This window comes from Mycobacterium branderi (assembly GCF_010728725.1).
In the GTDB taxonomy this organism is placed as follows: domain Bacteria; phylum Actinomycetota; class Actinomycetes; order Mycobacteriales; family Mycobacteriaceae; genus Mycobacterium; species Mycobacterium branderi.
Genome location: NZ_AP022606.1, coordinates 422104 through 447391 on the forward strand (window position 1 = coordinate 422104; position 25288 = coordinate 447391).

A 25288-nucleotide genomic window follows, 5' to 3' on the forward strand; every position below is an offset into this window, starting at 1 on the left:
AGACGCCGCAAAGGATAGCTGAGCAAATTGGTGACGGACAACTGCGATGATCGTCAGATGTTCCGGCTGCTGTTTTACTCGCCGCGGATAGCGCCTAACACCGGCAATGCGATCCGGACCGCGGCGGCGACCGGCGCTGAGCTCCACCTGGTTGAGCCGTTGGGCTTCGACCTGTCCGAACCCAAGCTGCGCCGGGCCGGGCTCGACTATCACGACCTGGCGTCGGTCACCGTGCACGCGTCGTTGGATGCGGCGTGGCACGCGTTGTCGCCGCGGCGAGTGTTTGCGTTCACCTCGCATGCGACGACGTTGTTCACCGACGTGGCTTATCAGGCCGGCGACGTGTTGATGTTCGGGCCGGAGCCCACCGGACTGGATGCGGCGACGCTGGCCGACGCGCACATCACCGAGCGGGTGCGCATCCCGATGCTGGCCGGACGACGGTCACTGAACCTCTCGAATGCTGCCACCGTCGCCGTCTACGAGGCGTGGCGGCAGCACGGCTTTGCCGGAGCTTGAGGTTTACCAGCTGTTCCAGTGCGTGACCTGCTCGGCGGGCAGTCGCTTGGCCGGCTTGAAGTCGGTGCCCTTGGTGTAAGCGATCGGGAACAGCCCGCCCTGGCTGTACTCGTCGAAGGGAATGCCGAGCACCTCGGCGGCCTGCTTCTCACCGTCGCCGACCAGATGCAGCGTCGTCCACGCCGAACCCAGCCCGCGCGAGCGCAACGCCAGCATGAAGCTCCACACCGCGGGCAGTAGCGATCCCCAGAACGACGCGCTCATGCCGGCGGGCGAATTGTCCGGTCGCCCTTGCAGACACGGGACGAGCATGACCGGCACCTCGTGGAAGTGCTCGTTGAGATACTTGGCCGACTCGTACACCAGCGGCCGGCGTTCGTCGCGACTATCGCCGTACTTGGGCTTGGGCAGGTCGAGGTATGCGGTCGCGTTGGCGCGATAGATATCGGCCAGCGCCTTCTTCTTGTCGGGGTCATCGACGAAGACCCACTGCCAGCCCTGGGCGTTGGAACCGGTCGGCGCCTGTAAGGCCAATTCGAGGCATTCCATCAGCACCTCGCGCGGCACCGGCTTTTCCAGGTCGAGGCGTTTGCGGACCGAGCGGGTAGTGGTGAGGACTTCGTCGAAGGACAAATTCAGGGACATGGCCTCATCTTGCCGCGAACGTGAATTTCACGACGCGGTTTGGGCGTGTCGTGTCGTACGTTTCACACTCGACGGCTAGCGGAAATCGCGGGACTTCGAGGCCATTCTTAAGGTGAGCTTGCCCAACCGCTCGGCCACGACAGTGACTGCGCCGCTGGCGTTTTGGACCTGACCGCGAACCAGTAGCGCCGACGCCGTCTGCGCCAGCTTGCGATGCCGCGCCCACACTCCCGGCGTGCAGAGCACGTTGACCATCCCCGTCTCGTCTTCGAGGTTGACAAACGTCACTCCCTGCGCCGTCGCCGGCCGCTGCCGATGGGTTACCGCCCCCGCGATCAGCACCCGGTCGCCGTCGGGAACGCTGGACAGCTTTTCGGCGGGGATCACCCCCATGGCGTCTAAGTCCTCGCGCAGGAACTGCGTCGGGTAGCTGTCCGGGGAGACGCCGGTGGCCCACACGTCGGCGGCGGCCAGCTCCAGTTCGCTCATCCCCGGCAGTTCCGGGATGTGCGACGACGAGCCCACCCCGGGTAGCCGGTCCGGCCGTTGAGTGGCCGCCGCCCCCGCCGCCCACAGCGCTTCCCGCCGCGACATCCCGAAGCAGGCCAGCGCACCGGCGGTGGCCAGCGCCTCGGTCTGCGGCACCGAGAGCTGCACCCGGGCCGTCAAATCCAGCAGAGACATGAACGGCCCGTTGGCTTTTCGCTCCTCGACCAGTTTCTCGGCCAGGTCGTCGCCGATATGGCGGACACTGCCCAGCCCTAATCTGACGGCGTTCCCCCCATCTTCCAAGGTGGCGTGGGCCAGGCTGGCGTTGACGTCGGGCCCGTGTACCGCCACACCGTGCCGGCGGGCGTCGGCCACCAGCGACTGCGGCGAGTAGAAGCCCATCGGCTGGGCGCGCAGCAGCGCCGCGCAGAACGCCGCCGGGTGGTGCAGCTTGAACCACGACGAGTAGAACACCAGCGACGCGAAGCTCAGCGCGTGGCTTTCCGGAAAGCCGAAATTTGCGAAGGCTTCCAGCTTTTCGTACACCCGGTCGATCACCTCGTCGGGTGCGCCGTGCAGTGCGCGCATGCCGTCGTAGAACCGGCCGCGCAGCCGTCGCATCCGTTCGGCCGAGCGCTTGGAGCCCATGGCGCGCCGCAGCTGGTCGGCCTCGGCGGCGGAAAACCCGGCGCAGTCCACCGCGAGCTGCATCAGCTGCTCCTGAAACAGCGGCACGCCAAGGGTTTTCCGCAACGCCGTCTCCATCGACGGGTGGTCGTAGACAACCGGGTCGATTTCGTTGCGCCGCCGGATGTACGGGTGCACCGAGCCGCCCTGGATGGGCCCGGGACGGATCAGCGCGACCTCCACCACCAGGTCGTAGAACTTGCGGGGCTTAAGTCTCGGCAGGGTGGCCATCTGCGCCCGCGACTCCACCTGGAACACCCCGACGGAATCGGCGCGGGCCAGCATCTCGTAGACCGCGGGCTCTGTCAGGTCCAGCTTGGCCAGGTCCACCTCGATGCCCTTGTGTTCGGCCACCAGGTCGATCGCATAGTGCAGCGCAGAGAGCATGCCGAGTCCGAGCAGGTCGAACTTCACCAAACCGATTGCCGCACAGTCGTCTTTGTCCCACTGCAACACGCTGCGGTTTTCCATCCGGGCCCACTCCACCGGGCACACGTCGGCGATCGGGCGGTCGCAGATCACCATGCCACCGGAGTGAATACCCATGTGCCGCGGCAGGTTGGCGATCTGGGTGGCCAGGTCGATCACCTGCTCGGGGATATCTTCCACATCCGGCGAATCGGCCAACCCGTTCCAGCGGCTGATCTGCTTACTCCACGCGTCCTGCTGGCCTTGCGAAAACCCGAGTGCACGGGCCATGTCGCGCACCGCGATTCGCCCTCGATAGGTGATGACGTTGGCGACCTGCGCGGCATAGTCGCGACCGTATTTGTCGTAGACGTACTGGATGACCTTTTCGCGCTGATCCGACTCGATGTCGATGTCGATGTCGGGCGGCCCGTCACGCACCGGCGACAGGAAGCGCTCGAACAGCAACTCGTTGGCCACCGGGTCGACGGCGGTGACACCGAGCGCATAGCAGACCGCCGAGTTGGCCGCCGAGCCGCGGCCCTGACACAAGATATTGTTTTCGTGGCAGAACCGGGTGATGTCGTGCACCACCAGGAAATAGCCCGGGAACTTCAGTTGCTCAATGACTTTCAGCTCGTGCTCGATCTGCGCATAGGCCTTTCGCGCCTGAGACGGCGGGCCGTAGCGATTGCGGGCGCCAGCCAGAGTCAGCTCGCGCAGCCAGCTGTCTTCCGTGTGCCCGGGCGGCACGTCGAAGGGCGGCAGCTGCGGGGCGATCAGTGCCAGGCCGAACGCGCACTGCTCGCCGAGTTCGGCCGCGGCACTCACCGCCTGGGGATGCCAGGCGAACAGCCGGGCCATCTCCTCACCCGAGCGCAAGTGCGAACCTCCCAGCGGGGCAAGCCATCCGGCGGCGTCGTCCAGGGATTGCCGGGCCCGGATTGCGCCCATCGCCATCGCCAGCCGAGCACGCGACGGCTCGGCGAAATGCGCGCCGGTGGTGGCGACCACGCTGACGCCGAATCGCGGCGCCAGTGCCGCCAACGTGACGTTGCGTTCGTCGTCGAGCGGCTGGCCATGGTGGGTCAGCTCAATGCTGACCCGGTGGGCGCCGAACCGGTCCACCAGATCGGCCAGCGCGTCGGCGGCGGCTTCCGGTCCTTGAGTGTAAAGTGCTTGCCGCACATGACCTTTGCGGCATCCGGTCAGGATGTGCCAGTGCCCGCCCGCCGCCTCGGTCAACGCGTCGAAATCGAAGCGCGGCTTACCCTTCTCGCCGCCGGCCAGGTGCGCGGCGGCCAGCTGTCGCGACAACCGCCGATAGCCTTCCGCTCCGCGGGCCAGCACCAGCAGATGCGGGCCCGGCGGATCGGGCGCCTCGGTGCGGGCGCCGGACCCTAAGGACAACTCGGCACCGAACACGGTGGCCATGTCCAATTCCGCGGCGGCCTCGGCGAACCGCACCGCCCCGTACAGGCCGTTGTGGTCGGTCAGCGCAATGGCGCGCAGATCCAGCCGCACCGCCTCCTCCACCAGCTCCTCCGGCGTGCTGGCCCCGTCGAGAAAGCTGTACGCCGAATGCGCGTGCAACTCGGCATACGGGACCGACGAGCGAACCGTCTGCCTGTCGCCGGGCGGCTGGTACTTTCCGCGCTTGCGCGACCACGGGCCGTCGTCGGGTGGTCCAGAAGACGCGCCGGGGCGACGCGGCTTGCCGTCGAGCACCCGCTCCATTTCCGCCCAGCTCGGCGGGCCATTACCCCAGCCCACCCGGGCGAGTATATCGAATCTTTGTTCGAATAGCTACAGCGGCCGTAACCCTCAAAACACCTGTGAAGTTTCGTGAACTGCATTGCCACACAACCGACCCCAGTTGTTTACGTGATTTAATCCCGCGGCCACCTCCCGCCCGCGGCCACAGCGGATACTCGTACGAAGTGCCAAGGACCGAACGGCGGTGATGAGTCGTGGAGCAACTCAAGACGCTGGATGCGAGTTTCCTGATGGCGGAAGATTCGGACCGCAACGTCAGCCTGGCGATCGGCGGGATCGCCATTGTCGACGGCGCAGCACCGAATCGCGATCAGTTCAAAGATACGCTTGCACAACGGATTAGAGCGATCCCCCGGTGCACTCAGATGCTGAGAACCCAGCCGTTCGACGTCGGCGCTCCGCAGTGGGTCGACGATCCGGGTTTCGACGTCAACCATCACCTGCGCCGAGTTGCGCTTCCCCGACCCGGCGGTGACGCCGAGCTCTACCGGGTTGCCGCCGACATCTTGGAGCGCCGCTTGGACCGGAACCGCCCACTATGGGAATGCTGGGTCATCGAGGGTCTGAAGGGCAATCGCTGGGCAGTGCTGATGAAGATCCATCACTGCGTGGCCGATGGAATATCGGCGACCCGCATCCTCACCCGGCTGTGCGATGACGTCGGCGGTGATGCGTTCGCTCGGCCCGTAGCCGCCAAGCGGACCCCTGTCGCACGGCCATATCTGAAACCTGTGCCTGATATTGCACCGCGCAGCAACCCGATTGACGATTTCTGGCGAACGATCGCCCGCATTGCCGATACAGCGGTGCGGACCGCCAGCGGCGCCGCAGAAATTGCAGGCGGCTTGATCCGACCATCCGCCGGCTCGTCGCTGGTAGGCCCGGTCACGGCAATGCGGCGTTACCGCGCGGTTCGCGTCCCCCTCGCCGACGTCGAACAGATACGCCGAAAATTCGACGTGACCATCAACGACGTTGCGCTCACGGCGATTACAGCAGGCTTCCGATCGGTATTGCTGCATCGCGGCGAGCAGCCCCGTGTGGACTCATTGCGAACCCTGGTACCGGCATCGGTGCGCTCCACGGACACGCTCGAGGAGCCCGGCAATCGCATCTCGATCATGCTGCCCTATCTTCCTGTCGAACAGGATGACCCGATCCAGCAATTGCGGGCCGTACACAGCCGATTGGCCCGCACCAAACACGGCGGGCAGCGCCAAGCCGCCAACGTGGTATCTTCGGCGGCCGACTACGTCCCGTTCATGTTGTCGTCGTGGCTGATTCGGATCCTCACCCGGCTGCCACAACGCGGCATCGTGACGCTGGCGACCAATGTCCCGGGACCGCGCCGCCAGTTAGAGATGATGGGCCACCAGGTAGCGCGGCTGCTGCCGATTCCACCGATCGCGCTGCGATTGCGCACGGGTGTCGCGGTTTTGAGCTATGCCGACGACCTGGTGTTCGGCATCACCACCGACTACGACGCTGGAGCCGATATCGAAACACTCGCCAACGGCATCGAAACGGCCGTAGCGCGTTTGGCAATGCTCAGCCAGGACTCCGTCTTGCTCTTCGCCAAGTGATCAGCTTCGTCGGGCCACGATCACCGGCGTGCGCGAGGCCTGCACGACCGCCAGGCTGACCGACCCCAGCAGCATCCCCGCGAAGCCGCCCCGGCCGTGGCTGCCCACGACAACCAGCTGCGCCGAGTGCGACTGCTCGATCAGCTGGTCGGCCGGCCGATCACCCACGACCACCCGCCGCACCGACACATCGGGGTAGCGCTCCTGCCAGCCCGCCATCTGCTCGGCCAGCACCCGCTCGCCGTCGGCCTGCATCGTGGCGAGGTCGATTCCCGGCACGTCGAACACGCCCGTGTCGCGCCAGGCGTAGACCGCGACGAGCTCCACGTCCCGCAACGACGCTTCCTCGAACGCCAGCGCCGTCGCCGCATCGGAGACCGGCGAACCGTCGACACCCACGACGACCGGGGAGCCGACAGGGTGAGCCGCCGGGTCTTCGTCATGGATGACCGCCACCGGGCAATGCGCATGCCGGACCAGGTTGGCACTGACCGACCCCAGCAGCGTGCGCCGCAACCAGCCATGCCCGCGGCAGCCGACGACGATCATCGCGGCTTCTTTGCTCAGGTCCACCAACGTAGGGACGGTGTGTCCGACCACGGTCTCGGCGTCGACCTGCGGCGGGTCGGCCGTGCCCTGCTCGACGATCGCGAACGCGTCCTGCAGATGGCGCTGGCCCTGCTCCTCCTGCCATTGCATATACCCGGGCGGCATCGGGGTCTCGGGGAACGTCATCACGACGGGCGGGGCGAGCACATGGACCAAGCTGAGCGGAACGCCACGCATCGCCGCATCGTGTGCCGCCCAGTCCACCGCCACCTTCGACGACGGTGATCCGTCGACACCGACCACAATTCCGCCACGCATCTCCTCACCTGCTCCCACGCTAATTCGCCGGCGCACCTAATGTCATTGGCATGTCGGTCATCATCGACCCGCGCCGTCACGACGCGGTGCTGTTCGACGTGAACGATCCGTCGACCGACGCGTTGACCGAGCAACTGCGCGACGCCGGTGTCGGGGCCGAGCGGATCGGGGCGGCGGTGCGGCCGGGCCGCTGTGCGGTCATCACCGCCACCGCGGATGGCGTCGCGAAAGCTCGGGCCGGCGGATTCGCGCTGGTGATCGGGGTCGACGCGACGGGATCGGGCGACGAGTTGCGCCGCCGCGGCGCCGACGCGGTGGTCGCCGATCTGCGCGACGTGCAGGTGCGCACCGGGGATCGCCGTATGTCGGAGCTGCCCGACGCCGCTGCGGCCCTCGACCTGATGGCCTCGCGACAACCCGCGGTGTTCTTCGACTTCGACGGGACGCTGTCGGAGATCGTCGACGACCCCGCCTCGGCCCGGCTCGCCGACGGCGCGGCCGACGCGCTCACATCGCTGACGGCGCGCTGCCCGGTCGCGATCCTGTCCGGTCGCGACCTTGCCGATGTCCGGCGGCGGATCGGCCTGCCGGGTATCTGGTATGCGGGCAGCCACGGTTTCGAGCTGACCGGACCCGACGGCGAACACCACCAAAACGAGGCGGCGGCGGCCGCAATCCCGGTGCTGGAGCAGGCCGCCGGACAGTTACGCGATCAGCTGCACCGGATCACCGGTGTTGCGGTGGAACACAAGCGATTTGGCGTGGCCGTGCATTACCGTAACGCCGCACGGGACCAGGTAGGCGCGGTGACCGCGGCGGTCCGCGCGGCCGGTCAGCACACCGGGCTGCGGGTGACCACCGGCCGGGAGGTCATCGAGCTTCGCCCAAACGTCGACTGGGACAAGGGAAGAACGCTGCGCTGGGTGCTCGACCACGTCCGCGACGTCGCACGCGACCCTGTGCTACCGATCTATCTCGGGGACGACATCACCGACGAGGATGCGTTCGACGCGGTGCACGACGACGGCATCGGAATCGTCGTGCGCCACACCGAAGATGGGGATCGCGCCACCGCGGCGCACTATGCGCTGGACAGCCCGGCCCGCGTCGTCGCATTCACCGAGCAACTGGCAGGCCAGATAGGACACCATCGATGACGACATTCTTCCGGCGGTTGGGTTCCGTGCTGTGCGCGGTTGCTGTGGTCGCGACGGGCTGCACGTCGAAGAGCCAGGCTCCCGCTCCCCCGTCGTCGGTCGATCCGGCCAAGGCCCAGGCGGTGCTGAAGGTCGTCCGCGACACGATGACGCAGGCTCATCTGAAAGCCGCGCTCGTCCGGGTCACAGTGGACGGCAAGGAGATCGTCACCCAGGCGCTCGGCGAGTCGATGACCGGCGTGCCCGCGACGACGAGCATGTTCTTGCGCAACGGCGACGTCGCGATGTCCTACGTCTCGACGCTGCTACTCAAACTGGTCGACGAGAAGAAGCTGCACCTCGAGGACAAGCTGTCCACTTGGCTCTCCGACATCCCCAACGCCGACCGGGTAACACTGGGCCAGCTCGCGCACATGACTTCGGGCTACCAGGACTACGTGCATGCCGATTTCGAAGCGGCCCGCGACGCAGACCCGTTCCGGCAGTGGAAACCCGAAGAACTGCTCGGGTATGCGGTGCACAAGCCGTTGCTCTACGAACCGGGCACCGATTGGAACTACGCCCGCACCAATTACGTGCTGCTCGGCATGGCGCTGGAAAAGGCCACCGGCACCGAGTTGCCGAAGCTGTTGGGCGACAAGGTACTTGTGCCTCTCGCGCTGATCAACACTGCCAACTCGTACACGCCGCAGATTCCGGTGCCAACCCTGCACGCGTTCAGCTCGGAGCGTCGCCGAGCGCTCAAGATTCCCGCCGGCACACCGTTTTACGAAGACGCCACGTTCTGGAACCCGTCCTGGACGATGCCCCGCGGTGCGGTCCAGACCACCAACGTCTACGACCTGGAGGCCACCGCGGTGGGCATCGGCTCGGGCAAGCTGCTCTCGCCCGAGTCGTACAAGGCGATGGTGACACCGGATCACGGCTACGGATTGGGAATCGTCGTCTCCGGTAAGTGGCTGCTGCAACATACGACGTTCGCCGGCGAGTCCGCCGTCGAGGGCTACCTGCCGTCGCAGAAGATCGCGATCGCCGTTGCAGTCACCTACGACTCCAACGCGTTTGACGACCAGGGCAACTACCGCAACGAGGCCGACGGCCTGTTCCGGAAGATCGGCGCCGAGCTGGCCCCCAACGACGCCCCGCCGGAGCGCTAACTCAGCTCTCGTCGTCTTGCGCTATTTCCAGGGTGGCCCAGTGACTGGGCGAGAGCAGCACCGTCCACTTGCCGGCCTCGCGGCCCATCTTCAGGACGCCGTTGTCGACTTCCCACTTGGTGTCGTCGTCGTAGTCGGTCTCTTGACCGTCGCTGTAGGTGAGTTTGAACGCCATGGCCGCAGAGTGCCGCAATGGCGGCCTCGTTAAACCTCGGTGTATTCCACCGCGCCGTCCTCGAGCACCAGCCGCGCGTCGCTGCCGTCGGCGCCAGCAGCCTCGGTCTGGAACACCGCCTTGCCGGGTTCGGTGCGCCAGATCAAGGTGGTCAGCGTCTCCCCCGGAAAGACCGGCTTGGTGAACCGTGCGCTAATCGCGGTGATCGCGGCCGCGTCGCCCTTGCCGAGCTCGGCGACCAGCGCGCGGCCGGACACTCCGTACGTGCACAGCCCGTGCATGATCGGCTTGGGGAAGCCTGCCAGCTCGCGGGCGAACCACGGGTCGCTGTGCAGCGGGTTGCGGTCGCCGGAGAGCCGATAGATCAGCGGCTGATCTTCCCGGGTGGGCAAGGGGATTCGGGCGTCGGGCTCGCGGTCGGGGATTTCCGGCGCGACGGGACGCTGACCCGGCTCGCCGCCGAAGCCACCTGCGCCCCGGATGACGAGCGTCGTGAGCGTCTCGGCGACCAGGGTCCCCGAATCGGGGTCGGTGCCGCGGCCGCGCAGCATGACGACGGCGTTCTTGCCTTCGCCCTTGTCCTGGATGTCGGCCACCTCGGTGACCACCGACAGCTTGCCGGCGGGCGGCAGCGGCTGGTGCAGGCGAATGCCCTGCGAACCGTGTAAGAGCATGGCCCAGTTGAACGTTCCGATCTTCCCGGCCGCCCCGAACGCGGGGCAACAGATCACCGCATAGGTGGGCAACACTTGCTGGGTGATGCCGTGGCTGTTCTCGGTGGTGAACGACAGATCCTCGGTCCCACAGCCCACACCGAGCGCGTAGAGCATGGTGTCGCGGTCGGTCCACTCGAACAGCATCGGCTCGGTCGTCGCGCCCACGGCCTTCGGGTCGATCGCCATGCGGTCTCCTAATCTCTCTTCGCCCCAACCTTGGCAAACCCGCCACGTCGAGGCCCCTGACAAGGCAGGCTATCGCCATGCGCAACCGCAGCTACATCTGGAAGGTGGCGGCCGCACTCGTCGCCGCCGTTGTCATCAGCGCCTGCTCGGGAACACCGCACGTGCGCACGATCACCCTGACCTTCGTCCGGCACGCCGAGTCCGAGGCCAACGCGGCGGAGATCATCGACACCGACGTGCCGGGACCGGGGCTCACCGAGCAAGGCGAGGGTCAGGCCGAACAGCTCGCCCGCCAGCTTGCCCGCAACAAATACGACGGCGTGTACGCCTCGAACATGACCCGCGCCGAGCAGACCGCCGCGCCATTGGCCAGACAACTCCACGAACACGTCCAGATCCTGCCCGGGTTGCGAGAAATCGACGCCGGCTGGTATCAGGGCACCCCGAAGAAGCGGGCCGACCTCACCTATCTGCTGGCACCCGCGGATTGGCTGAACGGCGACATTCAGGACGCCATCCCGGGCTCGATCAGCGGAAAACAGTTCAACGACCAGTTCACGGCCGCCGTCCAAAAGATCTACGACAGCGGCAACAACAAACCGATCGCGTTCTCCCACGGCACCGCGATCGCGTACTGGACGTTGATGAACGTCAAGAACCCCAACGACAGCCTGGCCAAGACCCACCCACTGCCCAATACCGGCCGCGTCGTGGTCACCGGTAGCCCCGGGACGGGGTGGACGCTGGTGGACTGGGACGGCATCCGCGACTTCAACTACTAACCCGGTAGACGATCACGTCACAGGGCATTGACGATTACCGGTACCAGCGGTCACGATTGCATGCATGCGTTATGTCGTTACCGGCGGTACCGGGTTTATCGGGCGCCGCGTCGTGTCACGCCTGCTGGCTGCTGCGCCCGAAGCCGAGGTATGGGTGCTGGTCCGCCGCGGGTCGGTCGGCCGCTTCGAACGGCTGGCAGCCGAGTGGGGTGAACGGGCAAAGCCGCTGGTCGGCGAATTGCCAGACCTCGAACTGAGCGATGAAGCGCTCCCGGCGGACGTCGAGCACGTCGTGCACTGCGCGGCTGTCTACGACATCACCGCCTCCGACGCCGAGCAGCGCGCCGCCAACGTCGACGGCACCCGCGCGGTGATCGAGCTGGCACGCCGGCTCGATGCGACGCTGCACCACGTGTCGTCGATCGCGGTGGCCGGCAACTTCCGCGGCGAGTACACCGAAGCCGATTTCGACGTGGGCCAGGAGCTGCCGACGCCGTATCACCAGACCAAGTTCGAAGCCGAGCAGCTGGTGCGCTCGGCGTCCGGGTTGCGGTATCGCGTGTACCGGCCCGCGGTGGTGGTCGGCGATTCACGCACCGGCGAGATGGACAAGATCGACGGCCCCTACTACTTCTTTCCGGTCTTGGCTCGGCTGGCCGTGTTGCCCCGGTTCACCCCGATCATGTTGCCCGACACCGGGCGCACCAACATCGTGCCGGTCGACTATGTTGTCGACGCGCTGGTGTGGCTGATGCATGCGGAGGGTCGCGACGGCCAGACGTTCCACTTGACGGCCCCGAAAACCATTGGGCTGCGCGGCATTTACCGTGGTGTCGCCGCCGAGGCGGGCCTGCCGCCGCTGCGCGGATCGCTGCCGCGGTCGGTGGCAGCGCCGGTGCTCAAGGTGCGCGGCCGAGCCAAGGTGTGGCGCAACATGGCGGCCACCCAACTCGGCATACCCGGCGAAGTACTCGACGTCGTCGACCTGGCACCCACCTTCGTATCCGACGAGACGCGGAAAGCGTTGCGCGGCAGCGGAATCGACGTGCCGGAGTTCACGTCCTACGCACCGAAGCTGTGGCGGTACTGGGCCGAGCACCTGGACCCGGACCGGGCGCGGCGCAGCGATCCGGCCGGCCCGCTGGTCGGCAAGCACGTGATCATCACGGGCGCGTCCAGCGGCATCGGCCGGGCATCGGCAATCGCGGTTGCCGAGCGGGGCGCGACGGTGTTCGCCCTGGCCCGCAACGGTGAGGCGCTCGACGATCTGGTCGCCGAGATCCGCGCCGCGGGCGGTCAGGCCTACGCGTTCACCTGCGACGTCACCGATTCCGCGTCGGTGGAGCACACCGTCAAGGACATTTTGGGCCGGTTCGACCATGTCGACTATCTGGTCAACAACGCGGGCCGTTCGATTCGCCGCTCGGTGGTCAATTCCGTTGACCGCCTGCACGACTACGAGCGGGTGATGGCAGTCAACTACTTCGGCGCGGTGCGGATGGTGCTGGCGTTGTTGCCGCACTGGCGGGAGCGGCGGTTCGGTCACGTCGTCAACGTGTCCAGCGCCGGGGTGCAGGCCCGCAGCCCCAAGTACAGCTCGTATCTGCCGTCCAAGGCGGCGCTGGACGCGTTCGCCGAGGTGGTGTCGTCCGAGACGCTGTCGGACCACATCACGTTCACCAACATCCACATGCCGCTGGTGGCCACCCCGATGATCGCGCCGTCGCGGCGGCTCAACCCGATGCGCGCGATCAGCCCCGAGCACGCGGCGGCCATGGTGGTGCGCGGTCTGATCGAGAAGCCGGCGCGCATCGACACGCCGCTGGGCACGCTGGCCGAGGCCGGCCACTACTTCACGCCCAAGTTGTCGCGGCGGATCCTGCACCAGCTCTATCTCGGCTACCCGGATTCGCCGGCCGCGCTGGGTATCGAGCCCGCGGATTCTGTTGCCCCGCAGCCGTCGTCGCAGCGGCGGCCGAAGCGCCCGGTGCGCGCCGTCACTCGCGTGCGGGTGCCCCGGCCGGTCCGGCGGGCGGTGCGTTTGGTACCCGGGGTGCATTGGTAATCCTCTTGGCGTGACCGCTGAGCTGTTGGCCGCGACGGGCGTGTGCGTGATGTCGCCTGCTGACGTGGCGCGCGGCCTCGGCGTCGACGAGGACGTGTGGACCGGGTTCGCCGCGCACTGGGAGGAGTTGGCCCCGGATCCCTACGCGGCAGAATTGGGCATTCAGCGGCTGCGGCGCTACGGCCATTACACGTTCACCGACGGCGTCGCCACGCCGATGCCCACCGGGGCGTTCGTGCAGCCACACGACTCCAACCCGCTCTACGTCGAGCGGGATCGCCACTTCGAGCCGCTGACAGAGGCGTTCGCTCGCGATCCGGTGTTGCGGCGGCTGCTGCGGCTGCTGGGCCGGTTCGCGACGGCGCTTGACGACGTTGCGCAGTGGACGGTCAAGGTGCATCCGTTCCGGGTCGTCGCATCGGCGGATGGCGACGGGCGGCCCACGCCCGAGGGGCTGCACCGCGACGGGGTCACGCTGGTCACCTCGCTGCTGATCGACCGCCGCAACGCGATCGGTGGCGAAAGCACGGTGTTCGACGGTGCGGGCCGGCAACTGCTGGCGACCACGCTGTCCGAGCCGGGCACGCTGCTGCTGGGCGACGACCGTCGCACCGTGCACGGCGTCTCGCCGATCCGGCCGGTTGACCGGTCAGCGCCCGCAGTGCGCGACGTTCTGGTAATCACGTTCGCGTGACCGCATTACCGATCTTCGCCGACGTCGACACCGGAGTCGACGATGCGCTGGCCCTGGTGTATCTGCTGGCCAGCCCGGAGGCCGACCTGGTGGGCATCGCCTCGACCGGGGGAAACGTTGGGGTAGACCAGGTTTGCCAGAACAACCTCGCTCTGCTCGACCTGTGCCGCGCGCCCGACATTCCGGTGGCCAGGGGCGCCGGCCAGCCGCTGAACTGCCCGATGTGCCCGCCCGGAAAAGCGCACGGGCCCAACGGCTTAGGCTATGCCTCGTTGCCCGCGAGTAATCGTCGGCTGGTCGGCTATGACGCCGCGACGGCCTGGGTACGGGCGGCGCGCACCCATCCGGGAGAGCTGATCGGGGTGGCCACCGGCCCGCTGACCAACCTGGCGCTGGCATTACGCGCCGAGCCCGAGCTGCCGTCGCTGCTGGGCCGGCTGGTGATCATGGGCGGCGCCTACGACTACCGCGGCAACACCAACCCGGTGGCCGAATGGAATATCCACGTGGACCCCGAAGCGGCGGCGGAGGTGTTCGCGGCGTGGTCTGATCCGATCTTGTGCGGATTGGATCTGACTCAGCACATTGCGATGACACCGCAGCACCTGGCGCGGTTGGGGACGACGGGTCCGTTGATCCGATTCATCGACGACGCAATGCGGTTCTACTTCGAGGCCCACGACGCCGCCGGCCACGGGTATTTGGCGCACCTGCACGACCCGCTGGCCGCCGCGGTGGCGCTAGATCCCGAACTGGTGACGACGCGGCCGGCGACCGTCGACGTCGAGCTCGCCGGCACGTTGACCCGCGGCATGACGGTCACCGACTGGACAGGGCGGTGGGGTCGAAAACCCAACGCGCTCATCGGCGTTGGCGTAGACCCAGACGTGTTCTTCGACCGGTTCATCGACCGGGTCGGCGCGCTCGCGCACTCTTTGACACCCCGAACGTGAAACTGTTGCGAGATTTCGACGCTTTTTTCGCAACAGTTTCACGCTCGGCGCCGCTGGGTTATTCGTAAATCCCCTCCAGATACCACCGCCGCCGGCGGTAGCACAGCAGCAGCGCCTTACCGGGGTCGCCGCCGACCAGCACCTGGGCCCGGGCTGTGCGGCCCTTGGCCCGGTCGGGATCCCACCAGCGTTCGTCGACCGGCCACGGTCCGGCCCACCAGCGCAACGGGTCGTCACGGCCGCGGGCGGCCAGCCGTGCGGGGTCGGCGGAAAACAAGCCGCGACTGGTCACCCGGATCGGATTGCCTTGGGAATCAAGCAATTCCACCGGGTCGTCGAGCAACACCGTCGGCGACGGTTCAGGCAACTGCCCCGGCCAGGGCCGGCGCGGGTCGGCCTGCGGCACCGGCTCGTCGCCCAGCGGTGTGAGCGTGATGCGCTCGGCGGGCCCGCGACCGCCGGACAGCACCGGCACCTGCACCGCCTCCGGACCGAGCAGGCCCTGCACCCGCACCAGCGCCCGTCGGGCCCGCAGCCGGTCGTCCTCGCCGAGACCACCCCACAGTGGCAGCTGCAGCGCCCCCGCCGAGACCACCTCCACCGCCTGCAGCCGCAGCTGGGTCACCGGCGCGGTGGGCCGGTCTTCGACGGTGCGCCTGTTCAACCAGCCGTCGAGCTGCCAGCGCACCCGGTCGGCGGTGGCGTCCTCGGTCAACGGCTCGGCGCAACGCCAAACCCGTTGGAGTTCTTCGCCGTTGGCGGTGACAGCGTGGATGGCCAGCCGGGTGCAGCCCACCCCGGCGGACATCAACGCCTGATGCAACGCGGCAGCCAGCGAGCGTCCCGCGAAGGCCGCGGCGTCGACCCGGTCGATCGGCGGGTCGGGATGCAGCACGGCGTCGAGTTCCGCCGGCGGCTCACGCCCGGACGGCCCGCGCTCCGGCTCGCCGCGGGCGAACCGGTGGGCGGTCACCGCGTCGGCGCCGAACCTGGACGCCACGTCGCTGCGGGACAGCGCGGCGAACTGCCCAAGCGTGCGAATCCCCAACCGCCACAACAGGTCCGCCAGCTCCTCGCGGCCCGGACCGGACAGGCTGGGCTCGGTGGCCAGTTGGCGGATCGACAACGCCGACAGGAACCGCGCGTCTTCGCCCGGTGCCACGACCCGGCCAGCCCGGGCCGCGAAGACGGCGGTAGACAGTTGATCGGCGATCCCGACCTGGCACTCGACGCCGGCGGCGGCCACCGCGTCGACCAGCCGCTCGGCCGCCTGTTGCTCGGAGCCGAAAAAGCGGGCCGCCCCGCGCACCGGCAACACCATCAGCCCGGGCCGCAGCACCTCGGCGCGGGGCACCAGGTCGTCCACCGCAGCGACGACGCCTTCGAAGAAGCGGGCGTCGCGGTCGGCATCCGCGGCCACCACGTGCAGGTCCGGGCATCGGGCCTGAGATTCTCTGCGCCGCAGCGCCCGTCGCACGCCCGCCGCACGGGCAGCCGACGAGCAGGCGATCACCCGGTTGGCCAGCGTGACCGCGACCGGAGCCGTCGCGGGCAGACCGGCGGCCGCCGCCGCGGCGACCGCCGGCCAGTCCATACACCAGATCGCCAGTACCCGGGAGGCCATTACCCGGCCCGTATCGCTCGCCCTCGGCCAGATATGTCGAGTCGCACCTTGCTGATCCGGCCAAAGCCGGGCGCGCCGGTCTCATACCCGCAGACCCGGGCCTCCAGTCGCATCGACGCCCCCTGCCAGTCGCCGTCGGTAACCAGCAGGGTGCAGCCCTTCTGGTGCGCGCGGGCCACCACCGCCCGCGCCCGGCTCTGCGGCACCGAGCGTCCACCGAGCCCGAGCAGCACCACATCCATGCCGTCCATGAGCACCGCGGCCACCTCGACCGGGTCGGTTCCGGCGTCCGGTATCACCGCGAGCCGGCTCAGGTCCGCCCCCATCTCCGCGGCGGCCAGCAACCCGATATCGGGCTGGCCGACGATTGCCGCGTTGCCGCCCGCGGCCGTCACTGCGGCCACCATGCTCAGCGGCAGCGACCGGGCCCCCGACAGCACCGCCACCGTCCCCCGCGGCAACGCGCCGGGCAACACCTCGGCCAGCATCGGCGGGATCGGCAGCCCGGCCTCCGGTTCCGGCGACGGTCCCCGGGAGCCGACCTTTCCGGACACCGCCGCCATCTGCCGTCGCAGCTGTTTCAGCTGGTCAGCGCGATCTTGGACTACCACGGCGGCCGTCATGTATCGAATGTATGTTCGAGGACCGACAACCGTCAAGAAACGGATTACTGCTGGGGCAAATGGTGTTTCTGTGGCTTCGGACCGCGGCCGAATTCGCCCAGACTTAACCCAGCGCGACCCTCGTCGGCGTGTCGTCGCAACGGGTTAAGTGTCGCGCGAAAACCTACTCCCACTCGATGGTGCCGGGCGGTTTGCTGGTGACGTCCAGCACCACGCGGTTGACCTCGGCGACCTCGTTGGTGATCCGCGTCGAGATGCGCTCCAGCACCTCGTAGGGCACCCGGGTCCAGTCGGCGGTCATCGCGTCCTCGCTGGACACCGGTCGCAGCACGATCGGATGCCCGTAGGTGCGGCCGTCGCCCTGCACGCCCACCGAGCGGATGTCGGCCAGCAGCACCACCGGGCACTGCCAGATCTGGTTGTCCAGCCCCGCCGCGGTCAGCTCCTCGCGAGCAATCGAATCAGCGCGCCGCAAGGTCTCCAGCCGCGCCGCGGTGACCTCGCCGACGATCCGGATCGCCAGGCCCGGACCCGGAAACGGCTGGCGCGCAACGATTTCCTCCGGGAGCCCCAATTCCCGCCCCACCGCGCGCACCTCATCCTTGAACAGCAGCCGCAGTGGCTCGACGAGTTTGAACTTCAGGTCGCCCGGCAGGCCGCCGACATTGTGGTGGCTCTTGATGTTCGCCGCACCCGCGCCGCCGCCGGACTCCACCACGTCCGGGTAGAGTGTGCCCTGCACCAGGAACTCAATCTCCTTGTCGCACACAATATCCCGCACCGCGCCCTCGAAGGCCCGGATGAACTGGCGGCCAATGATCTTGCGCTTGCCTTCGGGATTGGTCACCCCCGACAGCGCATTGAGGAACCGCTCGGCGGCGTCGACGGTCACCAAATGAGCTCCGGTGGCGGCGACGAAGTCGCGCTGCACCTGGGCGCGCTCCCCCGCGCGCAACAGCCCGTGGTCGACGAACACACACGTCAGCCGATCGCCGATGGCCCGCTGCACCAGCGCGGCGGCCACCGCCGAATCCACGCCGCCGGACAGCCCGCAGATCGCGTGGCCGTCGCCGATCTGTTCGCGCACCTGCTCGACCAGTGCGCCGGCGATGTTGGCCGGTGTCCAGTCCGCGCCCAGACCGGCGAAGTCGTGCAGAAACCGGCTGAGCACCTGCTGACCGTGCGGGGTGTGCATCACCTCGGGGTGGTACTGCACGCCGGCCAGCCGGCGGGCCCGGTCCTCGAAGGCGGCCACGGGAGAAGCCGCGCTGGCAGCCACCACCTCGAACCCCTGCGGTGCCGCGGTGACGGCGTCGCGGTGGCTCATCCACACCGGCTGAACATCCGACAGACCCGAATGCAATTCGCCGCCAAGGACTTTCAGCTCGGTTCGGCCGAACTCGCTGGTGCCGGTGGGCGCGACGGTGCCGCCGAGCGCCTGGGCCATGGCCTGAAACCCGTAGCAGATGCCGAACACCGGCAGCCCCAGGTCGAACAGCGCAGGATCGAGCTGCGGCGCGCCCTCGGCGTACACGCTGGCCGGCCCGCCGGAGAGCACCAGCGCCTGCGGGTCGCGGGCCTTGATCTCCTCGAGCGAGGCGGTGTGCGGTATCACCTCGGAGAACACCCGGGCCTCGCGTACCCGGCGGGCGATCAACTGGGCGTACTGCGCGCCGAAATCGACAACCAGCACGGGGCGGGGCGATGCTGAGTCCACCGGAACAGTCTATTGGCGAGCCGACAACGGACATGGTGGAGTAGTACTGCCAAAAACGAGGGGGTCTGCTGTGCTGGGTTTGCCGGAAACTGTGCACGCGTGTCTGTTCGACCTCGACGGTGTTCTCACCGACACCGCGAGCGTGCACACCAAGGCCTGGAAGGCCATGTTCGACGCGTATCTGAAACAGCGAGCCGAACGCACCGGCGAGCCGTTTGTCCCGTTCGATCCCGAAAGCGACTACCGCCAATACGTCGACGGCAAAAAGCGCGAGGACGGCGTGCGGTCGTTTCTGGCCAGCCGCGGCATCGAGTTGCCCGACGGCGGCGACGACGACCCGCCCGACGCCGAGACCGTGCACGGCCTGGGCAACCGCAAGAACGAGGCGTTCCAGCAGACGCTGCAGACAGACGGCGTCCAGGTCTTCGACGGGTCGCGGCGCTATCTCGAGGCGGTGGCCGACGCAGGGCTGGCCACCGCGGTGGTGTCGTCGAGCGCCAACACCCGCGAGGTGCTGGAGATCACCGGGCTGGACCGGTTCATCGGCCAACGCGTCGACGGGGTGACGCTGCGGGAGGAGCACATCGCCGGCAAGCCGGCGCCCGACTCGTTTCTGCGGGCAGCGCAGTTGCTCGACGTCGAGCCGGGCGCGGCGGCCGTGTTCGAGGACGCCCTGTCGGGGGTGGCCGCCGGGCGGGCAGGTAACTTCGGGTTCGTGGTGGGCGTCGACCGAGTGGGCCAAGCCGAGGACTTGCGCCGCAACGGCGCCGACGTCGTCGTCACCGACCTGGCCGATCTGCTGTAGGGACCGACCATGATCACTGAGGAATCCTTTCCCGTCGAACCCTGGCAGGTCCGCGAAACCCGCCTCGACCTGAACGTACTGGCGCAGTCGGAGTCGTTGTTCGCGTTGTCCAACGGGCACATCGGGCTGCGCGGCAACCTCGACGAGGGCGAGCCGTACGGGCTGCCGGGCACCTATCTGAACTCGTTCTACGAGGTGCGGCCACTGCCCTACGCCGAGGCCGGCTACGGCTATCCGGAGGCCGGCCAGACCGTCGTCGACGTCACCAACGGCAAGCTCATCCGGCTGATGGTCGACGACGAGCCGTTCGACGTCCGCTACGGCCAGCTGATCGACCACGAGCGATGCCTCGACCTGCGGGCCGGCACGCTCACCCGCCGCGCACACTGGCGCTCACCGGCCGACAAGCAGGTGAAAGTGACGTCGACCCGGCTGGTGTCGCTGGCCCAGCGCAGCGTCGCGGCCATCGAGTACGTCGTGGAAGCGGTCGACGAATTCGTCCGTGTCACAGTGCAATCCGAGCTCGTCGCCAACGAGGACCAGCCACAGACATCCGGGGATCCGCGGGTGGCGGCCATCCTGGAGCACCCGCTGGAACCGGTCGAGCACGAGCACACCGAACACCGCTCGCTGCTGATGCACCGGACCAAGGCCAGTGAACTGATGATGGCCGCGGTAATGGACCACGAGGTGGACGTGCCGGGCCGGGTCGAGGTTTCCACCGAGGCCCGGGCGGACGTGGCCCGCACCACGGTGATCTGCGGGCTGCGGCCCGGCCAGAAGCTGCGCATCGTCAAGTATCTGGCCTACGGCTGGTCGAGTCTGCGCTCGCGGCCCGCGCTGCGCGACCAGGCGGCGGCCGCCTTGACCGGCGCCCGCTACAGCGGATGGCAGGGCCTGGTGGACGCCCAGCGCAAGTATCTCGACGAGTTCTGGGACAGCGCCGACGTCGAAGTCGAGGGCGACCCGGCCATCCAGCAGGCGGTGCGCTTCGGGCTGTTCCACGTGCTGCAGGCCAGCGCTCGCGCCGAACGTCGCGCCATTCCCGGCAAGGGCCTGACCGGCAGCGGCTACGACGGCCACACCTTTTGGGACACCGAGGGTTTCGTCTTGCCGGTGCTCACTTACACCGCGCCGTACGCGGCGGCCGACGCGCTGCGGTGGCGCGCGTCGATCCTGGATTTGGCCAAGGAGCGGGCGGCCGAACTCGGCCTCGAGGGGGCGACGTTTCCGTGGCGCACGATCCGCGGCCAGGAGTGTTCGGGTTACTGGCCGGCCGGCACCGCGGCCTGGCACGTCAACGCCGACATTGCGATGGCGTTCGAGCGGTACCGCATTGTCACCGGCGACGATTCGCTGGAGGAGGAGTGCGGGCTGACGGTGCTGGTCGAACCGCGCGGCTGTGGTTGTCGCTGGGACACCATGACCGGCACGGTATTTGGCATCTGGACGGCGTCACCGGACCCGACGAGTACACCGCGGTGGTCCGCGACAACGTCTTCACGAATTTGATGGCGGCGCACAATCTGCGGGTCGCCGCCGATGCGTGCGCCCGTCACCCGTTGGCCGCACACGATTTGGGAGTCAGCACCGAGGAGATGGCCGCGTGGCGAGCCGCGGCCGATGACGCGCACATCCCCTACGACGAGGAATTGGGTGTGCACCAGCAGTGTGAAGGCTTTACCACGTTGGCGGAGTGGGACTTTGAGGCGCATACCACCTATCCGCTGCTGCTGCACGCGCCGTATGTGCGGCTGTACCCGGCGCAGGTGATCAAACAAGCCGACGTGGTGCTGGCCATGCAATGGCAAAGCCATGCGTTCACCCCCGAGCAGAAGGCGCGCAACGTCGACTATTACGAGCGGCGCATGGTGCGTGACTCGTCGCTCTCGGCGTGCACCCAGGCGGTGATGTGCGCCGACGTCGGACACCTCGAGCTGGCCCATGATTACGCCTATGAGGCGGCGCTGATAGACCTGCGCGACTTGCACGCGAACACCCGCGACGGCCTGCATATGGCGTCACTGGCCGGCGCCTGGACGGCGCTGGTGGGCGGGTTCGGCGGCCTGCGCGACGACGAGGGTGTGCTGTCGCTGGACCCGCACCTTCCCGACGGAATCGCTTGTCTGCGATTTCGGTTGCGCTGGAGAGGATCTCGCCTCACCGTCAGCATCACCCACCGCGACGTCACCTACACCCTGCGCGACGGGCCCGACGGGACGTTGACCATCCGCCACGCCGGCCAGGAGCTCGAGCTCAGCCCGGAGTCGCCGACGACACTCCAGCTGCAGCCCTGCGAACCGCTGCTGCCGCCGCCGCCCCAGCCGCCGGGCCGCGAGCCCACCCATCGGCGTACGCTGGCCCGGGTGCAGGTGGCTGCCCCGCCGATGGGACCCTAGCGCGTCAGTGCGGTTCGAGAACCCGCGCGACCTCGGCGCCGACGGCATTTTTCAGGTCTGAGTCGGGCAGCTCGTCGAGGCCCGCCGCCGAACGCAGGAACGGCTCGAAGAGCCGCCAACCCAGTTGCATCGCAACGGCATTGGCCACGGCCAGACGCGCGCTGCGGTCGTTGTCGTGTCGCGGCTGCACCCCGTCCAACAGGTGCGACATACCCGGAAACCGGCTCTGCAATTCTCCCACCGGGTAGCCGTCGAGCAGTGCGCGGGCAATCACTCGCATATGCCGGTCGAGGGCCCGCTCCACCTCCGGCGGCGGCGCGTCGGTCTCGAGTAGTGCGGTCGTGGCCGTTCCCAGGTGGTCGAGCACGGCACCGACCAGTCGTTCCTTGGATCCGAAGTGGCGAAACACCAAGCCGTGGTTGACCTTTGACCGGGCAGCGATGTCGCGGATCGACGTCGCCGCCGGACCGCGCTCGGCGAACAGATCCGACGCGGCGTTCAGGATGGCGGCCACCACCTGTTCCCGGCCGACGGGCGCCCGGTTGGCCCTTGACCCGGCTGTAGTCATGCGACTACAGTAGCGTACGACCCTGGTGTAGTCAGGTGACTACACATCGGATCGAGAGGACGACTTCAATGACGCTGACCGTGACCAAGCTGGGCGGCCGCATCGGAGCGCGGATCGACGGTGTGCGCCTGGGCGGCGACCTCGACGCCGCCACCACCGATGCGATCCATCAGGCGCTGCTGCGCCACAAGGTGATCTTCTTCCGCGGCCAGCAACACCTCGACGACGCCGAGCAGCTCGCGTTCGCGCGGCTGCTGGGCACTCCGATCGGCCACCCGGCGATCAAGTCGGACAACGCACCGGTCATCACGCCGATCAATTCCGACTACGGCAAGGCGAACCGCTGGCATACCGACGTGACATTCGTGGCGAACTACCCGGCGGCGTCGATCCTGCGCGCCGTCACCCTGCCGAGCTACGGCGGCTCGACGCTGTGGGCCTCGACCGCGGCCGCCTATACGGCGCTGCCCGAACCGCTCAAGCACCTCGCTGAGAATCTGTGGGCGCTGCACAGCAATCGCTATGACTACGTCGCCGCTGACGCCGTGTCCGACGAGCAGCGCGCGTTTCGGGAGGTATTCGAGAAACCGGACTTTCGCACCGAGCATCCCGTCGTGCGGGTACACCCCGAGACCGGTGAACGAACTTTGGTCGCGGGCGATTTCGTGCGGAGCTTCCTCGGCATGGACAGTCACGAGTCGCATCTGCTGCTGGAATTGCTGCAACGGCGAATCACCGTGCCGGAGAACACTATCCGTTGGAATTGGGAACCAGGCGACGTCGCGATCTGGGACAACCGGGCGACCCAGCACCGCGCCGTCGACGACTACGACGACCAGCACCGCCTCATGCATCGGGTCACCCTGATGGGCGATGTGCCCGTCGACGTGCACGGGCAGCGCAGCCGGGTGGTCAGCGGCGCGCCGTTGGAGGCCGTGGCGAGTTAGCCCGCCGAACGGGTCGGCTCGGTGGGCTGCCACCGCAGCGCGCCGGGCGCGTCGGCGGGTACCACAGGGTTCCTCGGGGCGATCGGGTCCAGGCGGCGATACGGCTCACCCTGGCGCGGACGCTGGTCGTCCTCACCCTTGTTGGGCCACAGCGACGCGGCCCGCTCGGCCTGCGCGGTGATCGAAAGCGACGGGTTGACACCGAGATTCGCCGAGATGGCCGCGCCGTCGTGCACCGACAGCGTCGGGTAGTTGTAGACCCGCTGATACGGGTCGACGACGCCGTGCTCGGGGTCCTCGCCGATCACCGCGCCGCCGAGGAAATGCGCCGTCAGCGGGATGTTGAACAGCTCACCCCAGGTGCCGCCGGCCACGCCGTCGATCTTCTTGGCGATGCGGCGGGTGACCTCGTTGCCGACCGGGATCCACGTCGGGTTGGGCTCGCCGTGGCCCTGCTTGCTGGTATAGCGGCGAATGCCGAGCCGGTTGCGCTTGGTGAACGTGGTGATCGAATTGTCCAGATGCTGCATGACCAAAGCGATCACCGTGCGCTCGCTCCACCGCCGCGGATTGAGCAGCCGTAATGTGCCGCGCGGGTCTTCCCGGGCGTTTTCCAGCAGCTGTTTCCACCGCGGCACGTCGGTGCCTTCGGGGCCGGGTCCGTCGGTCATCAGGGTTTGCAGGAGGCCCATCGCGTTGGAGCCCTTGCCGTAGCGGACCGGTTCGATGTGGGTGTCCGACGTCGGGTGGATCGACGACGTGATCGCCACCCCATGCGTCAGGTCCAGGTCGGGGCTGACCTGCAGGCGCCCGGCGCCCACGATCGATTCGGAGTTGGTGCGTGTCAGCTCGCCCAGCCGGTGCGACAGCTTGGGCAGCTTGCCCTTGTCGCGCATCTTGAACAGCAGCTTCTGCGTGTTGTACGTCCCCGCGGCCAGCACCAGATACTTGGCGGTGAAGGTGCGCGGCTTGCGGCGGACCCAGCGCCCGGTGTGTACGGTGCGGACTTCCCACATCCCGTCGGGCCGCTGCTCGAACCCGGTTACGGTCGTCATCGGAATGACTTGTGCCCCAGCGGTTTCCGCGAGGCCGAGGTAATTCTTCACCAGCGTGTTCTTGGCGCCGTAGCGACATCCGGTCATGCACGATCCGCATTCGAGGCAGCCGGTGCGGTCGGGTCCGACGCCGCCGAAGTAGGGGTCCGGCACCGTCTTGCCCGGCGTCTTGGTGCCGTCGGGCCCGAAGAACACGCCGACCGGGGTCGGCACGAACGTGTCGCCCACCCCCATCTCGTCGGCAACCTCCTTGACCACGCGATCCGCGTCGGTGAAAGTCGGGTTCGTCACCACGCCGAGCATCCGCTGCGCCTGCTCGTAATGCGGCATCAATTCGGCACGCCAGTCGGTGATGCCGCTCCACTGCTTGTCGTTGAAGAACGGGTCCGGCGGGACGTAGAGCGTGTTGGCGTAGTTCAGCGATCCACCGCCGACCCCGGCGCCGGCCAGGATCATGCAGTTCTGCAGGAGGTGGATGCGCTGGATGCCGTAGCAACCCAGCTTCGGCGCCCACAGGAACTCGCGCAGATGCCACGAGTTCTTGGCGAACTCGTCGTCGGCGAAGCGGCGGCCGGCTTCGAGCACCCCGACTCGGTAGCCCTTCTCCGTCAGCCGCAGCGCCGTGACGCTGCCCCCGAAACCCGAACCGATAATCAGGACGTCGTAATCCGGTTCCACCCGGCCAGCCTAG

General features: G+C 67.9%; 20 protein-coding genes and 1 pseudogene. 11 read left to right on the forward strand and 10 right to left on the reverse strand.

Translation table 11 applies throughout. The features are described from left to right. Positions 1-57 precede the first annotated feature (57 nt). A complete protein-coding gene (locus tag G6N47_RS02360; protein ID WP_083130031.1) occupies positions 58-519 on the forward strand; it encodes a tRNA (cytidine(34)-2'-O)-methyltransferase in 462 nt (153 codons plus the stop codon). 3 nt (positions 520-522) lie between these two features. On the opposite strand, the gene G6N47_RS02365 is transcribed toward G6N47_RS02360, so the two are convergent. Together G6N47_RS02365 and G6N47_RS02370 are read right to left on the reverse strand one after the other, a co-directional pair. Continuing rightward, positions 523-1164, reverse strand: a complete 642-nt coding sequence (locus G6N47_RS02365; protein WP_083130032.1) for a nitroreductase family protein — start codon at positions 1162-1164, stop codon at positions 523-525. Positions 1165-1239: 75 nt separating this feature from the next. Beyond that, a complete protein-coding gene (locus G6N47_RS02370; RefSeq protein ID WP_083130033.1) occupies positions 1240-4521 on the reverse strand; it encodes an error-prone DNA polymerase in 3282 nt (1093 codons plus the stop codon). 197 nt (positions 4522-4718) lie between these two features. On the opposite strand from G6N47_RS02370, the gene G6N47_RS02375 reads away from it, so the two are divergent. After that, a complete protein-coding gene (locus G6N47_RS02375) occupies positions 4719-6107 on the forward strand; it encodes a WS/DGAT/MGAT family O-acyltransferase (protein ID WP_083130034.1) in 1389 nt (462 codons plus the stop codon). Here G6N47_RS02375 and G6N47_RS02380 read toward each other — a convergent pair whose 3' ends face one another. Further along, positions 6108-6974, reverse strand: a complete 867-nt coding sequence (locus tag G6N47_RS02380) for a universal stress protein (protein WP_083130035.1) — start codon at positions 6972-6974, stop codon at positions 6108-6110. It abuts the gene before it with no gap. A 50-nt stretch (positions 6975-7024) separates the two neighbouring features. Between G6N47_RS02380 and otsB the strand changes: the two genes are divergently transcribed. Next, positions 7025-8131 carry a trehalose-phosphatase gene (gene otsB, locus G6N47_RS02385; protein ID WP_083130036.1) on the forward strand — a complete coding sequence of 369 codons (1107 nt, stop codon included), beginning with the start codon at positions 7025-7027 and terminating at the stop codon, positions 8129-8131. Next, positions 8128-9288 carry a serine hydrolase domain-containing protein gene (locus G6N47_RS02390; protein ID WP_083130037.1) on the forward strand — a complete coding sequence of 387 codons (1161 nt, stop codon included), beginning with the start codon at positions 8128-8130 and terminating at the stop codon, positions 9286-9288. The genes otsB and G6N47_RS02390 overlap by 4 nt, the downstream gene beginning before the upstream one ends. A 1-nt stretch (position 9289) precedes the next feature. On the opposite strand, the gene G6N47_RS02395 is transcribed toward G6N47_RS02390, so the two are convergent. Both G6N47_RS02395 and G6N47_RS02400 read right to left on the reverse strand, forming a co-directional pair. Continuing rightward, positions 9290-9463, reverse strand: a complete 174-nt coding sequence (locus G6N47_RS02395) for a hypothetical protein (protein WP_163659447.1) — start codon at positions 9461-9463, stop codon at positions 9290-9292. Positions 9464-9492: 29 nt separating this feature from the next. Continuing rightward, positions 9493-10365, reverse strand: a complete 873-nt coding sequence (locus G6N47_RS02400; RefSeq protein ID WP_083130038.1) for a MaoC/PaaZ C-terminal domain-containing protein — start codon at positions 10363-10365, stop codon at positions 9493-9495. A 77-nt stretch (positions 10366-10442) separates the two neighbouring features. Between G6N47_RS02400 and G6N47_RS02405 the strand changes: the two genes are divergently transcribed. From G6N47_RS02405 to G6N47_RS02420, 4 genes are all read left to right on the forward strand, one after another. Further along, entirely contained in the window at positions 10443-11147 is a 705-nt protein-coding gene (locus tag G6N47_RS02405) for a histidine phosphatase family protein (protein WP_083130039.1), read from the forward strand. Positions 11148-11211: 64 nt separating this feature from the next. After that, positions 11212-13212 carry an SDR family oxidoreductase gene (locus tag G6N47_RS02410; protein WP_083130040.1) on the forward strand — a complete coding sequence of 667 codons (2001 nt, stop codon included), beginning with the start codon at positions 11212-11214 and terminating at the stop codon, positions 13210-13212. 49 nt (positions 13213-13261) lie between these two features. Continuing rightward, positions 13262-13906, forward strand: a complete 645-nt coding sequence (locus G6N47_RS02415; RefSeq protein WP_179966423.1) for a 2OG-Fe dioxygenase family protein — start codon at positions 13262-13264, stop codon at positions 13904-13906. Continuing rightward, positions 13903-14859 carry a nucleoside hydrolase gene (locus G6N47_RS02420; protein ID WP_083130041.1) on the forward strand — a complete coding sequence of 319 codons (957 nt, stop codon included), beginning with the start codon at positions 13903-13905 and terminating at the stop codon, positions 14857-14859. Before G6N47_RS02415 ends, G6N47_RS02420 begins: the two co-directional genes overlap by 4 nt. 58 nt (positions 14860-14917) lie before the next feature. Here the strand turns inward: G6N47_RS02420 and G6N47_RS02425 are convergent, their stop codons facing one another. The 3 genes from G6N47_RS02425 to guaA form a co-directional block, all read right to left on the reverse strand. Further along, on the reverse strand, positions 14918-16483 hold the full coding sequence (locus G6N47_RS02425) for a DNA polymerase Y family protein (RefSeq protein WP_083130042.1): 1566 nt from the start codon (positions 16481-16483) through the stop codon (positions 14918-14920). Next, on the reverse strand, positions 16483-17106 hold the full coding sequence (locus G6N47_RS02430) for a hypothetical protein (protein WP_083130043.1): 624 nt from the start codon (positions 17104-17106) through the stop codon (positions 16483-16485). The genes G6N47_RS02425 and G6N47_RS02430 overlap by 1 nt, the downstream gene beginning before the upstream one ends. Positions 17107-17269: 163 nt before the next feature. Then, entirely contained in the window at positions 17270-18823 is a 1554-nt protein-coding gene (gene guaA, locus G6N47_RS02435; protein ID WP_083130044.1) for a glutamine-hydrolyzing GMP synthase, read from the reverse strand. Positions 18824-18869: 46 nt separating this feature from the next. Between guaA and G6N47_RS02440 the strand changes: the two genes are divergently transcribed. Together G6N47_RS02440 and G6N47_RS02445 are read left to right on the forward strand one after the other, a co-directional pair. Then, entirely contained in the window at positions 18870-19628 is a 759-nt protein-coding gene (locus G6N47_RS02440) for a beta-phosphoglucomutase family hydrolase (RefSeq protein WP_179966424.1), read from the forward strand. Positions 19629-19637: 9 nt separating this feature from the next. Further along, positions 19638-22027 (forward strand): annotated as a pseudogene (locus G6N47_RS02445) (glycoside hydrolase family 65 protein). A 4-nt stretch (positions 22028-22031) separates the two neighbouring features. On the opposite strand, the gene G6N47_RS02450 reads toward G6N47_RS02445, so the two are convergent. Further along, on the reverse strand, positions 22032-22595 hold the full coding sequence (locus G6N47_RS02450) for a TetR/AcrR family transcriptional regulator (protein WP_083130046.1): 564 nt from the start codon (positions 22593-22595) through the stop codon (positions 22032-22034). 68 nt (positions 22596-22663) lie between these two features. Here G6N47_RS02450 and G6N47_RS02455 point away from each other — a divergent pair, with 68 nt between their 5' ends. After that, positions 22664-23542 carry a TauD/TfdA dioxygenase family protein gene (locus G6N47_RS02455; RefSeq protein WP_083130047.1) on the forward strand — a complete coding sequence of 293 codons (879 nt, stop codon included), beginning with the start codon at positions 22664-22666 and terminating at the stop codon, positions 23540-23542. On the opposite strand, the gene G6N47_RS02460 is transcribed toward G6N47_RS02455, so the two are convergent. Continuing rightward, positions 23539-25275 carry a GMC oxidoreductase gene (locus G6N47_RS02460; protein ID WP_083130048.1) on the reverse strand — a complete coding sequence of 579 codons (1737 nt, stop codon included), beginning with the start codon at positions 25273-25275 and terminating at the stop codon, positions 23539-23541. The two genes, G6N47_RS02455 and G6N47_RS02460, sit on opposite strands and share 4 nt — an antisense overlap. Positions 25276-25288: the final 13 nt, after the last annotated feature.